Raw genomic sequence first — 12,019 nt, forward strand, 5'->3', positions numbered from 1 at the left:
AATTTTAAAATATGGCATAAAAATCGCTTAGTTACTGCAAAGCAACACTCTCGGGGGAGATTTTAATGGAAAACGTCCATATTTTGACACAACGTGTATCTGGTCGCGGCGACTTTTTGCCGTTTTCGGCTGAACACACACAAATTAACGAGTCTGCGGCAACGCATGATCTTGTTACTGAGCTACAAACAAGCCTAGTTATTGAAGATGTTTTAGCTATTTATGCAAAATTTGCTAAAAAGTTACTTAATTTTTCTGGATTGCAGTTTCAATCAACACTTGGTACTGCGCAAACCTCAGACAGCAACACCAATACTACGCCTTATATATTTGACTTATCTATTGGTAAAGAGCACTTAGGCCAATTAATTTACTTTAGCCAATTTAAGCTAAATGCAGCGATTGAAAGCAAGCTACGTACTTTGCACTCGGCACTTGTTTACCCATTGCGTAACGCAATGATGTATAGTCGTGTGTTAAAACTTGCTACAAAAGATGCATTAACGGGTTTAAATAACCGCAGTCAATTTAATGACTTTTTGCTTCAAAAGCTTGAAAACTGCCGTCGTTACCAACGCCCATTTAGCCTAATGCTACTTGATTTAGATAACTTTAAGCAGGTTAACGATAACTTTGGCCATAAAGTAGGTGACGACATGCTCAAGGAGTTCGCAAAAGTATTATGTAGCAGCATAAGAGGCACTGATTCGGTGTTTAGATTTGGTGGTGATGAGTTTGCATTACTTATTGAAGACCCTGAATTTACGACCAATAAAGTAATTGCTGAGCGTATTATGCGCCTAGTAAGAAAATCGCCTTTAATGTCTCAATACAAAGTAACAACCAGTATTGGCTTTTCTTTGGCAAGCAGCCAAGATTGCGAAAACGAAATATTTGCTAGAGCCGATAAAGGTCTATACAAAGCAAAAGCATCTGGACGCAACTGCGCAAAAGCATATTAGTATTTACTTAACTGCATTGAATAAAAAAGCCTAGCTTCCCCCGCTAGGCTTTTTTATTGCTAAAATTCCAATCTTAAAACTTTGGACTCACCAATTTATAAATAAACAACGCAGCACAAAAGCCAAAAAAGAAGCCGCTCACTAAATTAAGTAATGCGGTAATACTCGCAAGCGGAGTAAATAGCACTAAAACCAGTGGTAAGCTTACGCCTAAAATAAAAAACAGCCCACCTTTTCCTAACCAGTAGGCAAGTAGTAATGCCGCAGATACCACACCACCAGCAACAGCATAGCCCAAAGTAATAATATTAAGCTCTAGCAATACATTAGCTATAACAGCAATTAAAGCTGTTATTAACATGCCCATTGGCGCTTTGTTAACTAACGACAACCCTACGTGCGGCTGCTCACTCATTTATTTACACTCCCAAATAATACCGTTTTCATCTTTATGTTTTTCACTTACAAAATAACCAACTACTTGCACTAACTCATCGTTATAAAATATTAGTGGCACCTGCGATCGCAGCCAAGGCGCTACTTTTGCATCTTTAAACCAATGTTTTAGGGTGTTACTACCTGGTTTTTTTAAAGGCTTTATACGAGCACTATTACAATTAAATCGCACGCTTACTTGTTCATTAGTAAATGGCTCACGCACACCTTTACCGCGTTGTTTTAATAATAAACGGCCATCACAAAGTGTTAGCTCATCTGCAATTAAAAGTTCATTGCTTAATGGTTTACGCGGTACAACAAAATATAAATATTCTTGATGACGACGTATTTGCCCATCAGTTAAATCAATCTGCATCTGCGAATCGGTTTGAGCATTAATAGCTTGGTTTATTATTTGCGACAACTGTTTTTGCGAGGGCATAATTTGAGTAAATAACTCAAGCCAAGCACGAACAACATTTGCCATTCGCACCTCGCTATAGTGAATTATTAGGCTAATACACAATGCTTGCTGGTCATTTAAACTTTGGCTTAAATCAATTTGAGTGTATTCATCAAGAAGCGCTTGCTGCTTTTGCAATAAGCTTATACTTCGCCCTGCACAGTGCTCAAAACCATTAAAGCGCTCTGCAAGTATGGGCACTACACTTGCGCGTAAAAAATTACGTTCAAAGCGCTCATCCGTATTTGAGTCATCAGTAATATGGCTAATATTAAACTCGGCGGCAAAGGCTTCAATATTACTACGCGTTACATTTATAAGCGGCCTAAAACATACACGTCCACTATTAAGAGTGCGAGTTTGCTGCATAGCACCTAAGCCTTTTAGGCCCGAGCCACGCTTTAAGCGCAGTAAAAAAGTTTCTATTTGATCGTTTAAATGCTGGCCTAATAAAATAACACTTTCAGGTGCGCTTAGTTCATCAAGTGCTTTATAACGCTCATCGCGAGCCTGCGCTTCAAGGCTTGTACGTGTTTTTTGCTCTATATGCACAGCAGCTGCGTTAAAAGGTACGTTAAGTTTGGTACACACTGTTTGGCAAAACTGTTGCCAGTCTTGTGCGTATTGGCTTAAACCATGATTTACATATATAGCACTTACCTTTAGCGTTGGCATTTCTTGCCTTAGCAAGTGCATTACATGCAGCAATACAACAGAATCAACCCCACCCGAAAGCGCCACAGTAAAATTAAACTGTTGTTGCTTAAAAAAGTGCTCAAGTGAATGTTTAACTTGTTGATAAATGGCTGATGATTGCATGCAATACGCTATAAAATTTGTGTTGGTAGTATTTTAAAACAAAAAAGCCGCATAAGCGGCTTTTTTTAGCATTTAATGTAATAGCTACTTTATTAGCAGTAACCAAACGACATCAAACGTTTGTAACGTTGATCAAGCATGTCTTCAAGCGAAAGCGCTTGTAAGTCTGCTAAATCACGTTTTAAACGGGTTTTTAAGTTACGCGCCATTGCATCGTAATTACGATGTGCGCCACCTAAAGGCTCGTCAACTAAGTTGCTGATCAAATCAAGCTCTTTAACACGCTCTGCCGTTACACCCATAGCTTCTGCTGCTAGTGGTGCTTTGTCTGCGCTTTTCCATAAAATAGATGCACAGCCTTCAGGCGAAATTACCGAGTAAGTGCTGTATTGCAACATGTTAACTCTGTCGCCAACACCAATCGCTAATGCACCACCTGAACCGCCTTCACCAATAACCGTACAAATAGTGGGCACTTTAAGCGCCGCCATTACTTTTAGGTTACGTGCAATTGCTTCAGACTGACCGCGCTCTTCAGCGCCAACACCAGGATAAGCACCTGGTGTGTCGATAAAGGTCATAATTGGCATTTTAAAACGCTCAGCCATTTCCATTAAGCGTAATGCTTTACGGTAACCTTCAGGCTTTGGCATACCAAAGTTGCGTTTAATTTTTTCAGCTGTATCGCGACCTTTTTGTTGGCCAATAACCATTACTGGTTCGCCATCTAAACGTGCAACACCGCCTAAAATAGCCGGATCGTTAGCAAAAGTACGATCGCCTGCAAACTCGTCAAATTCCGTGAAAATGCGCTCGATATAATCTCGAGTGTAAGGACGCAACGGATGACGCGCTAACTGCGATACTTGCCAAGCGCCTAAATTTGAGAATATTTCCTCTTTTTGCTTAGCACTTTTTTCTTTTAATTTGCTGACTTCCTCTTCTAACTCAAGGTCTAATTCGCCAGCGCGGCTTATACTTTGTAATTCTTCAATTTTTGCTTCTAATTCTGCAATCGGAAGCTCAAAATCAAGATAATTGAGGCTCATGCTCTAAACTACCTAATCAGTTAAATTCTAGTTCTACATCTTGTGCCGCCATGAGTGATAACTTATGAATTAAGTCGTCGCTCGGCGTAACACACCATTCGATCCCTAGGGTTAATTGCGCCAACGCATCGGGGCGTTGGTAATAAACCTTGATCGGACACGTTCCCATTTTATAAGGTTCGAGTACTTTTTGTAATTTATCGAAGAAACCTGCCTCGATTTGCACCATGTTCAGCGTCATTTTAATCGCTTTAATACGTTTTTCACGCGCTTGAGCAATGGTGTTTATTTCTCTGGCGGTCATTGTAATGCCACCGGAGAAGTTATCAAAGCTGACCTGTCCAGATATTACCAAGATATTGTTAACTTGAAGCATTTCTTGGTACATTTCGAACTGTTCTGGAAACAAGCGTACATCAATACGGGCGCTCTTGTCATCTAAAGTTATTAACCCCCAACGATTTCCTTTTTTATTAATTAAGGTTCTCGCTGAAATAACTAAACCAGCCGCTGTAGAGAGTACATCACGATTAGTTGGCTGTAAATCCACCAGCTTACCGCTGGTATAATACCTAAGTTCTTTTCGGTACTGATTTATCGGATGCCCTGTTAAATAAAGGCCTAGTGTATCCTTTTCACCTTCAAGCCATTGGTTATCTGTAAGACCCGTGGCTTTAATAAAGGCTTGTTCTACTTCATCAGGCTCGGTGGCTAATAAACCAAATAAATCGCTTTGCCCAAGCAGCTCTGCCTTGTTGTGCTGATCGGCTGCACGCATGGCATCTTTCAAACTTGCCAGTAACGTTGCACGCCCTGCTTGGGTTTTTTCTGGACCGAGCTGATCAAGCGCACCGGCATAAATTAATTTTTCGGTAACACGTTTATTTAAGCGTTTTAAATCTACACGGGCACAAAAATCAAATAAGTCTTTAAATGGGCCGCCTTTTGCGCGTGCTTCTAAAATAGCATCTACCGGCGCTTCACCTACGCCTTTAATTGCGCCTATACCGTAAACAATTTCGCCTCGCAGGTTTACCGTAAACTTAAACTCACCAGCGTTTACATCTGGCGGTAATAAGGTGAGTTTCATGTTTTCACATTCATCTACCAAAATTACTATTTTGTCGGTGTTATCCATATCTGCCGACATTACCGCAGCCATAAACTCAGCTGGGTGGTGCGTTTTCATCCACAGCGTTTGATACGATACTAATGCGTATGCCGCTGAGTGAGATTTATTAAAACCATAACCTGCGAACTTTTCTACCAAGTCGAAGATTTTAATGGCTAGCTCGCCGTCAATGCCGTTATTTCGGGCGCCATCTTCAAACGTTGAACGCTGTTTTGCCATCTCTTCGGGTTTTTTCTTACCCATTGCACGGCGTAACATATCGGCGCCACCAAGCGTATAGCCTGCTAGTACCTGCGCTATTTGCATTACTTGTTCTTGATACAAAATAATGCCGTAAGTAGGATCGAGTATTGGTTTTAAGCTTTCGTGCTGATACTGCGCATCGGGGTATGAGATTTCTTCTCGGCCGAGTTTTCGGTCGATAAAGTTATCTACCATGCCTGATTGCAGTGGACCTGGACGAAACAAGGCCACGAGTGCAATCATATCTTCAAAACAATCGGGCTTAAGGCGACGTACTAAGTCTTTCATGCCGCGCGACTCTAGCTGAAACACTGCCGTTGTTTCGGCGCGCAGTAATAGCTCTATACTTTTTTTATCATCCAGTGGGATGGTATTTATATCAACTGGGTCCTTACCTTCGCGCTGCATTCGCACGTTGGTCATATCCACAGCCCACTGCAAAATGGTCAAGGTACGTAAACCCAAGAAATCGAACTTAACAAGGCCTGCGGTTTCTACGTCGTTTTTATCAAACTGGGTAACCGGAAATTTACCTTCGTCATCGCAATAAAGTGCAGCAAAGTCGGTAATAGTGGTTGGCGATATTACTACGCCACCCGCATGTTTACCTGCGTTACGTGTACACCCTTCGAGGATGCGACACATGTCGATTAAATCTTTTACCTCAGAGTCGCCATCGTATGCTTCTTGTAAACGCGGCTCAACTTCAAACGCTTTGGCAAGGGTCATACCCGGATCGCCAGGGATCATCTTCGAAATGCGATCAACAAACCCATAAGGATGACCAAGTACACGCCCTACATCGCGAATTACCGCTTTTGCCGCCATGGTACCAAAGGTGATAATTTGCGATACCGCATCACGGCCATACAATGCCGACACGTGATCAATTACTTCATCGCGCCTGTCCATACAAAAATCGACGTCGAAATCGGGCATTGATACACGTTCAGGGTTTAAGAATCGCTCAAAGAGTAAATCAAATTCAAGCGGGTCGAGGTCGGTAATTTTAAGTGCGTATGCTACTAACGAGCCTGCACCTGAACCACGCCCAGGGCCTACCGGTATATTGTTATCTTTACTCCACTGAATGAACTCCATTACGATTAAGAAGTAACCCGGAAAACCCATTTGGTTAATTACGCCAAGCTCTATTGCTAAACGTTCGTCGTATTCAACGCGTTTTACTTTTCTATCTTCTTCATCTGGGAATAAAAACTGTAGTCGCTCTTCAAGGCCGTCTTCTGAAACTTTAACTAAAAAGTCTTCAATTTTTAGTGAACCAGTAGGGTAATCTGGTAAAAAGTAAGTCCCTAATTGCACCGTTACATTACAGCGCTTGGCTATTTCTACGGTATTTTGTAGCGCCTCTGGAATATCGCTAAAAAGCTCAGCCATTTGCTCAGGCGTTTTTAGGTATTGTTCTTGTGAAAATCGTTTAGGGCGGCGTTTATCATCAAGGGTGTAGCCATCAAAAATGGCCACTCGGATTTCGTGCGCTTCAAAGTTCTCAGGCTTTAAAAATACCACTTCGTTAGTGGCTACAACCGGTAACTGTTCTTTAGCGGCAAGCTCTACTGCCATGTGCAGGTAGTCTTCTTCGAGCGGGCGGTTAGTTCGTACAAGCTCTAAATAGTAATGATCACTAAAGTGCTGCTTGTAAAAGCTAACAACAGATTCAATAACGCCCGGGTTGCCTTTTAAAAGCGCTTTACCTAAATCGCCATCTTTAGCGCCTGAGAGAATAATTAACCCTTCTTTGTGATTTACTAGCCATTCACGGTCAATCACCGGGCGATGAAATACATGCCCTCGCTGATACGCTTCAGATATTAATAAAGTTATATTTTTATAACCATCGTTGTCTTTAGCTAAAATAGTTATACGGCATGGCTCATCTGGAAATTCAGGGCTGCGCAGCCAAAAATCAGCACCCACAATCGGCTTTATACCCGCATTGTGCGTGGCGCCATAAAACCGCACTAAACCACAAAAGTTCATTTGGTCGGTAATAGCAAGCGCTGGCATTTCAAGCTCTTGCGCTTTAGCGACTATTGGCTTGGTTTTGGCCAGGCCATCTACCATCGAAAAGTCTGAGTGAACCCTTAAATGTACAAACTCTGGTGCAGCCATGGTTTACGCCTCACCCTTAGCTTGCATTAATACGCGCTGCACAGGTTTAAAGCTTTTACGGTGCTCATCTATTGCGCCATATTGCTCAAGTGCTGCAAAGTGCGCTTTAGTTGGGTAACCTTTGTGCCCTGCAAATCCATATTGTGGGTAGCGTGCATCGAGTTCAATCATTTCATCATCACGCGCTACTTTAGCTAAAATAGACGCCGCTGATATTTCGGCCACTAGGCTATCGCCCTTAACAACCGCTTGCGCGGGCATAGTTAACTTAGGTAAACGATTACCATCTATAAATACAAATTCAGGCTGTGTGCTTAGCCCCTCAACCGCGCGACTCATAGCAAGCATGGTGGCGTGTAAAATATTTAACTCGTCAATTTCAGTTGGGCTACAACGGCCATATGCGTAACACAGTGCTTTTTCTTTTATTTCTAAAGCAAGTGCTTGGCGCTTTTTTTCTGTTAGCTTTTTAGAGTCAGCTAAACCTGCAATAGGTTTAGTGGGGTCGAGTATTACCGCAGCGGTAACAACATCACCTACAAGCGGGCCGCGCCCTACTTCATCTACACCGGCAATTAAGGTTACGTTAGGTCGTTCAATTTGCATTTATTAACTCCGCCACAGCATTAGCTGCTTGTTTGCTGGCATTTAATCTAATTTTTTCGTGAATAGCTAAAAAGCGTGCTTTTAATTCTTTGTTATCGGTATTTAGCATAGGCGTAAGTGCACCTGTTAAATTGGCTGCGTTACATTCGCTTTGTAAAAATTCAGGCACAAGCTCTTCATCGGCCAATAAGTTAGGCAGTGAAAAATACTTAATATTAAAGGTAAATAAAGTTTTAAAAATCCAATAACTCATCGGCTTTATTTTATAACCCACTACCATTGGCTTTTTATAGAGCATGCCTTCAAGTGTCGCGGTGCCCGATGCAAGTAATATGGCGTCTGCCGCTTGCATAGCGAGTTTTGATTGCCCATCTAGCAAACTAATATTAAGGCTAGGTGCTGTGGCATTTAAAATATCAGTAAACTGCGCTTTGCGCTTTTCGTTTACCAGTGGCACCACAATTTTAAGGTCTGGGTTTTGCGCTTGTAACTGCGCAGCTGTTTTTATATAGGTTTCGCTTAATAAGCCTACTTCAGAGCCTCGGCTACCTGGTAGTAACGCAAGTACTTTGTCATCAAGGCTTAAACCTAGTTCTGCACGTGCTTGGCTGTCGTCGTGCTCAAGGGCTATATCGTCAGCTAATGTGTGCCCTACAAATGTACAAGGTACTTGGTGCTTATCGTAGAATTCTTTTTCAAACGGTAATAATGCAAGCACTAAGTTAGTAGCAGCACTTATTGTATGAATGCGTTTTTCACGCCATGCCCACACTGATGGGCTCACGTATTGAATAGTTTTAATGCCTGCATCTTTTAATGGTTTTTCAACGCGTAGGTTAAAATCGGGGGCGTCTATTCCAATAAATACATCGGGTGGGTTATCAACAAAATGCTGTACGAGCTGTTTGCGTATTTTAAGTAATCGAGGCAGGCGTCCTAATACTTCAACAAGCCCCATTACCGATAGCTCATCCATATCGTAAAGTGTTTTACAGCCTTGCGCCTGCATTTTTGGCCCAGCAATCCCTTCAAAAATAGCATCAGGGAAATGTACTTTAAGCGCTTTAATTAAGCCTTCACCTAAAATATCGCCCGACAGTTCACCTGCCACAATACCAATACGTAGTTGTTTTTTCTCTTTATTCATTTGATTTTATTTCACAAGTAAACCAGGCGTTCATAAGGGTTAGTTTACCGTGTTTTAGTGTTTGGTTAAACGCTTTAAATTAACCACCTTTTATAGCTTAAATTACACCTAAACATTGTTTGTTTTTAATACTGATGTAGCATGTGTAATATATATTAACTTTTCCTAATATATATATTGACAAAAATTGTACAAGCGTAAATAATATTACAAACTTTCAGTAATTACTGAAAGTTCATTAAATCTAACTTTGCCAATTTTGTATTGCCTTGTTAACCCGTCACCCTCAAGGAGCTAAAAATGATAGATGAAACCTTTGTGGATCTATCGCGATTACAGTTTGCTGTTACCGCACTCTTCCATTTCTTATTCGTACCTTTAACCATAGGTATGACCTGGATCTTAGTCATTATGGAATCGGTTTATGTTATGACCGGCCGCGAAATATATCGCGATATGACTAAGTTTTGGGGTAAGTTGTTTGGTATTAACTTTGCAATTGGTGTGGCAACGGGCCTAACCATGGAGTTTGAGTTTGGTACTAACTGGTCTTATTACTCACATTATGTGGGTGATGTTTTTGGTGCGCCGCTCGCTATTGAAGGCTTAATGGCATTCTTTTTAGAATCGACCTTTGTGGGTATGTTCTTTTTAGGCTGGGACAGGTTAACTAAACGCCAACACTTAGGCGCAACATTTTTAATGGCGCTGGGTACAAATATGTCGGCGCTTTGGATTTTGATTGCTAATGGTTGGATGCAAAATCCGGTAGGGGCAGAATTTAACTATCAAACTATGCGTATGGAAATGACTAGCTTTGCAGAGCTTGTATTTAACCCTGTAGCACAAGTTAAGTTTATTCATACTGTATCGGCAGGTTATGTAGCAGCCTCTATGTTTGTGTTGGGTATTAGTAGCTGGTACATATTGAAAGGCCGTGATTTAGCCTTTGCTAAGCGCTCGTTCTCGGTGGCATCGGGCTTTGGTTTGGCTTCAATATTGTGTGTAATTTTATTAGGTGACGAGTCAGGCTACGAAGTAGGCGAAGTTCAAAAAGTAAAACTAGCAACAATAGAAGCTGAGTGGCATACAGAAGAGGCCCCTGCTGCATTTACAGCTATTGGTTTTCCTGATTCGGACGAACAAGTAACCCACGCGGCGGTAAAAATTCCTTACGCACTGGGTTTAATTGCGACGCGCTCTTTAGATGAGCAAGTAATTGGGATTTCTGATTTAGAGAAAAAACACGAAGTGCGTATTCGTAACGGCATGATTGCATACGAGTACCTTGAAAAACTAAGAAGCGGTGACGATACCCCACAAAACATTGCTAAATTTGACACTTTAAAAGCCGATTTAGGCTATGGGTTATTACTTAAGCGCTATACACCTAATGTGGTAGACGCGACAGAAGAGCACATTCAAAAAGCCGTTAAAGACTCCTTCCCTAAAGTAGGCCCTATGTTTTGGTCGTTTAGGATAATGGTCGCCTGTGGCGTAGCTATGCTTGGTGTATTTATATTAGCGTTTTACTACAATGCACACCGTATTATTGAGCAAAAACGTTGGTTACTGTGGGCTGCGGTATTGAGTATTCCACTCCCTTGGATTGCCATTGAATTTGGTTGGATAGTTGCTGAATATGGTCGCCAGCCTTGGGCAATATCTGAAATTTTACCCACCTTTTTAGCGACCTCGTCACTAACGGTAAACGATATTTTAATTAGCTTAACTGGATTCATTATTTTTTACACTGGCTTGGCTATTGTTGAAGGTTGGTTGATGGTTCGCTTTATTAAACAAGGACCAAGCTCATTACATACTGGTAAATACCACTTTGAGTTACCAAACAAAGCAGATAAAGATGCAGGAGAGCAATTATGATTTTTGATTATGAAACATTAAAAATGCTGTGGTGGTTGCTCATTGGTGTGTTGCTTATTGGCTTTGCTATTACCGATGGTATGGATATGGGCGTGGCTATGCTGCTACGCCTAGTAGGTAAAACAGACTCAGAACGTCGCACAGTAATTAATACCATTGGCGCACACTGGGATGGTAACCAAGTGTGGTTTATTACCGCTGGCGGTGCTTTATTTGCAGCGTGGCCTATGGTGTATGCAGCCGCATTTTCGGGTTTTTATTTTGCTATGATGCTGGTGCTATTTGCATTATTTTTTAGACCTCTTGGTTTTGATTACCGCTCTAAAATAGATTCTAAACGCTGGCGCAACAACTGGGATTGGGGCTTGTTTGCAGGCAGTGCAATTCCGGCTTTAGTATTTGGTGTGGCGTTTGGTAACTTATTTTTAGGCGTGCCGTTTAATATTGATAACTTACTACGTGTAAGTTATCAAGGCTCGTTTTTTGGTTTATTAAACCCATTTGCATTGCTTGCAGGTTTAATTAGTGTGGCTATGTTAATTGCTCATGCTGGTATGTGGTTACAACTTCGTACCGCTGATGCAGTAGCTGAACGTTCAGGGCAGTATGGCCGCTATGCACTGATGGTATTTATTGTGCTTTTTGCTGGAGCTGGTGTTTGGGTGGCTAATATCAATGGCTATCAAATTATCTCTATGCCAGACACGCAAAGCCATGCCGACCCTTTAGCTAAAGTGGTAACTACAGCAAAAGGTGCTTGGCTTAATAACTACAGTGAACGACCATGGACAATGACCTTCCCTATTTTAGGGTTTGTAATGGCACTAAGCGCATTGTTTTTCTCAAAAATTAATAAACCTGCGCTTGGCCTTATTTCTACAAGTATAATGTTAATAGGCATTATTATGACGGCGGGCGTATCACTATTCCCATTCATTATGCCTTCAATTAATAATCCTGATATTAGCTTAACTATTTGGGATGCCGTATCTAGTCATAAAACGCTAAATATTATGTTTGTTGCCGTAGTTATTTTTATACCGCTTATACTGGCCTACACCACGTGGTGTTACGTAAAAATGTGGCGCAGAGTAACGGTAGATGAAATTGAAAACAACACTCACGGTAGCTACTAAGGAGACT

Annotated in this window: 9 protein-coding genes; 3 read left to right on the forward strand and 6 right to left on the reverse strand. The window is 41.4% G+C overall.

Going from position 1 to position 12,019, the window contains the following annotated elements; translation table 11 throughout:
* Positions 1-65 precede the first annotated feature (65 nt).
* Entirely contained in the window at positions 66-962 is an 897-nt protein-coding gene (locus ATS74_RS07840) for a GGDEF domain-containing protein (RefSeq protein WP_058548359.1), read from the forward strand.
* A 73-nt stretch (positions 963-1,035) separates the two neighbouring features.
* Here ATS74_RS07840 and ATS74_RS07845 read toward each other — a convergent pair whose 3' ends face one another.
* From ATS74_RS07845 to lpxB, 6 genes are all read right to left on the reverse strand, one after another.
* Complete coding sequence (locus tag ATS74_RS07845; RefSeq protein WP_058548360.1) at positions 1,036-1,377, reverse strand: hypothetical protein; 342 nt, start codon at positions 1,375-1,377, stop codon at positions 1,036-1,038.
* Complete coding sequence (gene tilS, locus ATS74_RS07850; RefSeq protein WP_058548361.1) at positions 1,378-2,682, reverse strand: tRNA lysidine(34) synthetase TilS; 1,305 nt, start codon at positions 2,680-2,682, stop codon at positions 1,378-1,380.
* A 92-nt stretch (positions 2,683-2,774) separates the two neighbouring features.
* The gene (gene accA / locus ATS74_RS07855; RefSeq protein ID WP_058548362.1) at positions 2,775-3,731 is read right to left on the reverse strand and encodes an acetyl-CoA carboxylase carboxyl transferase subunit alpha; all 957 of its coding nucleotides are present in this window, start codon (positions 3,729-3,731) and stop codon (positions 2,775-2,777) included.
* Positions 3,732-3,747: 16 nt separating this feature from the next.
* Entirely contained in the window at positions 3,748-7,239 is a 3,492-nt protein-coding gene (gene dnaE / locus ATS74_RS07860; protein WP_058548363.1) for a DNA polymerase III subunit alpha, read from the reverse strand.
* A gap of 3 nt (positions 7,240-7,242) precedes the next feature.
* Entirely contained in the window at positions 7,243-7,845 is a 603-nt protein-coding gene (gene rnhB / locus ATS74_RS07865) for a ribonuclease HII (protein WP_058548364.1), read from the reverse strand.
* Positions 7,835-8,992, reverse strand: coding sequence for a lipid-A-disaccharide synthase (lpxB, locus tag ATS74_RS07870; protein WP_058548365.1), 1,158 nt, complete (start codon positions 8,990-8,992; stop codon positions 7,835-7,837). Before lpxB ends, rnhB begins: the two co-directional genes overlap by 11 nt.
* Before the next feature lie 300 nt (positions 8,993-9,292).
* Between lpxB and ATS74_RS07875 the strand changes: the two genes are divergently transcribed.
* Both ATS74_RS07875 and cydB read left to right on the forward strand, forming a co-directional pair.
* A complete protein-coding gene (locus ATS74_RS07875; RefSeq protein WP_058548366.1) occupies positions 9,293-10,876 on the forward strand; it encodes a cytochrome ubiquinol oxidase subunit I in 1,584 nt (527 codons plus the stop codon).
* Entirely contained in the window at positions 10,873-12,012 is a 1,140-nt protein-coding gene (gene cydB / locus ATS74_RS07880) for a cytochrome d ubiquinol oxidase subunit II (protein ID WP_058548367.1), read from the forward strand. Before ATS74_RS07875 ends, cydB begins: the two co-directional genes overlap by 4 nt.
* Positions 12,013-12,019 lie beyond the last annotated feature (7 nt).

It is taken from the genome of Pseudoalteromonas sp. H103, from assembly GCF_001469205.1.
In the GTDB taxonomy this organism is placed as follows: domain Bacteria; phylum Pseudomonadota; class Gammaproteobacteria; order Enterobacterales; family Alteromonadaceae; genus Pseudoalteromonas; species Pseudoalteromonas carrageenovora.

What these genes read in the sequence shown, in the direction of transcription:
- tilS (WP_058548361.1), bottom strand. Translation starts at nt 2,682, where the DNA reads ATGCAATCATCAGCCATTTATCAACAAGTTAAACATTCACTTGAGCAC.
- cydB (WP_058548367.1), top strand. Translation starts at nt 10,873, where the DNA reads ATGATTTTTGATTATGAAACATTAAAAATGCTGTGGTGGTTGCTCATT.
- ATS74_RS07845 (WP_058548360.1), bottom strand. Translation starts at nt 1,377, where the DNA reads ATGAGTGAGCAGCCGCACGTAGGGTTGTCGTTAGTTAACAAAGCGCCA.
- ATS74_RS07840 (WP_058548359.1), top strand. Translation starts at nt 66, where the DNA reads ATGGAAAACGTCCATATTTTGACACAACGTGTATCTGGTCGCGGCGAC.
- accA (WP_058548362.1), bottom strand. Translation starts at nt 3,731, where the DNA reads ATGAGCCTCAATTATCTTGATTTTGAGCTTCCGATTGCAGAATTAGAA.
- ATS74_RS07875 (WP_058548366.1), top strand. Translation starts at nt 9,293, where the DNA reads ATGATAGATGAAACCTTTGTGGATCTATCGCGATTACAGTTTGCTGTT.
- rnhB (WP_058548364.1), bottom strand. Translation starts at nt 7,845, where the DNA reads ATGCAAATTGAACGACCTAACGTAACCTTAATTGCCGGTGTAGATGAA.
- lpxB (WP_058548365.1), bottom strand. Translation starts at nt 8,992, where the DNA reads ATGAATAAAGAGAAAAAACAACTACGTATTGGTATTGTGGCAGGTGAA.
- dnaE (WP_058548363.1), bottom strand. Translation starts at nt 7,239, where the DNA reads ATGGCTGCACCAGAGTTTGTACATTTAAGGGTTCACTCAGACTTTTCG.